This is a genomic window from Streptomyces sp. CO7 (genome assembly GCF_053474865.1).
Genome location: NZ_JBRIOU010000009.1, coordinates 126,731 through 128,341, shown reverse-complemented (window position 1 = coordinate 128,341; position 1,611 = coordinate 126,731). Strand labels below are relative to the sequence as shown.

At 74.4% G+C, this 1,611-nt stretch carries 1 protein-coding gene; it reads left to right on the top strand.

The genetic code is table 11. The annotated features are described in order from the left end of the window. Nucleotides 1–1,425 (top strand): phytoene desaturase family protein (locus ACOV8S_RS27135; RefSeq protein ID WP_448321020.1); only part of this gene is annotated, 1,425 nt, incomplete at its 5' end. Between the last annotated feature and the right edge of the window lie 186 nt (nucleotides 1,426–1,611).

Sequence of the window (1,611 nt, the reverse complement as noted above, 5' to 3'; positions counted from 1 at the left end):
GCCCAGGCCTTCCCCGGGCGGCCCACCCGGCTGTCCCGCTATTCCTACCTGGTGTCGCTGATGCCCGAGCGGATCATGCGGGACCTGGGCCTGGAGCTCGAGCTGGCCTCCCGCTCCACCGCCTCCTACACCCCCGTCCTGCGCGACGGGCGGCCCGGCGGACTACTGGTGGAACGGCCCGAAGGCGCGGCCACGCGGGAGAGCTTCCGCCGGCTGACCGGTTCGGACGCCGCATACGAGGCGTGGAGCGACTTCTACGCCCGCCTCGGCGGCCTCGCCGAGGTGCTGGCGCCCACCCTCACCGAGCCGCTGCCGCGGGAGAGCGAGCTGCGGGGGCGCGTGGACCCCGGCCTCTGGGAGGAGATCGTGCGGCGGCCCCTCGGCGAGGCACTGGAGAGGCGGTTCGCCGACGGCACCGTCCGTGGCGTGGTGGCCACCGACGCGCTGATCGGCACCTTCGCGGCCCTCGACGACCCCCGCCTGATCCAGAACCGCTGCTTCCTCTACCACCTGATCGGCAACGGCACCGGCGAGTGGCGCGTCCCCGTCGGCGGGATGGGCGCGGTCACCGACGCCCTGGCCGCCTCGGCGCTGCGGGCCGGCGCCGAGCTGGTGACGGGCGCCGAGGTCACCGCCGTGCGGCCCGCCGCCGACGGCGCCGAGGTCGAGATCGCCTCAGGGCCCGCCCTGCGCGCGCGGTTCGTCCTCTCCAACGCCGCGCCGTGGGTGCTCGACGGGCTGCTCGGCGAGACCCGTGATCCGGCCGACAAGCCGGTGGGCTCCCAGCTGAAGATCAACTTCCTGCTCGACCGGCTGCCGCGCCTGAAGTCCGGGGCCGATCCCCGCGTCGCCTTCGCGGGCACCCTCCACCTGGACGAGGACTGGGACGACCTGGGCGCCGCGTACGCCGAGGCCTCTGCCGGCCGGGTGCCACGGCGGCTGCCCGGCGAGGTGTACTGCCACTCGCTCACCGATCCGTCCATCCTCGGCGACGTCCCCGAGGGCACCCACACCCTCACCTACTTCGGCCTCCACCTCCCCGCCACCCTCTTCGCCGACCCGGCCACCCGCGCCGAACGCAAGGCCGAGGCGGTGCGCCGCGCCGTCGCCTCCCTCGACCAGCACCTGCTCGACCCCATCGACTCGGTGGTCGCCCGCGACGGCGACGGGCGGCCCTGCGTGGAGGCCAAGATCCCGCAGGACGTGGAGGCGGACGTCGCCATGCCGGGCGGCCACATCTTCCACGGCGACCTGGCCTGGCCCTGGGCCGCGGACGACGCCGACCTGTCCACCCCGGCCGCCCGCTGGGGCGTGGCGACCCGTCACACCTCGGTGCTGCTCTGCGGCTCCGGCGCGGTCCGCGGCGGAGCGGTCTCCGCGCTCGGCGGCCACAACGCGGCGATGGCGGTGCTGGAACAGGCCTGATCCCGGCACGGCGGGGGCGGAATTGGGTCGTTCTTCATGGGCACGTCATTCCCTGTGCGGTGCGGTACCGGCAGAGTGTCCTGTGCACGCGTCGCGCACCCACGGGTGCGTCACATCCCCTCTCCAGCAGACGAGTTGAGGAGAACGCCTTGCCAGGACGACGCACTTCCCCGGTCAGACCCCGCT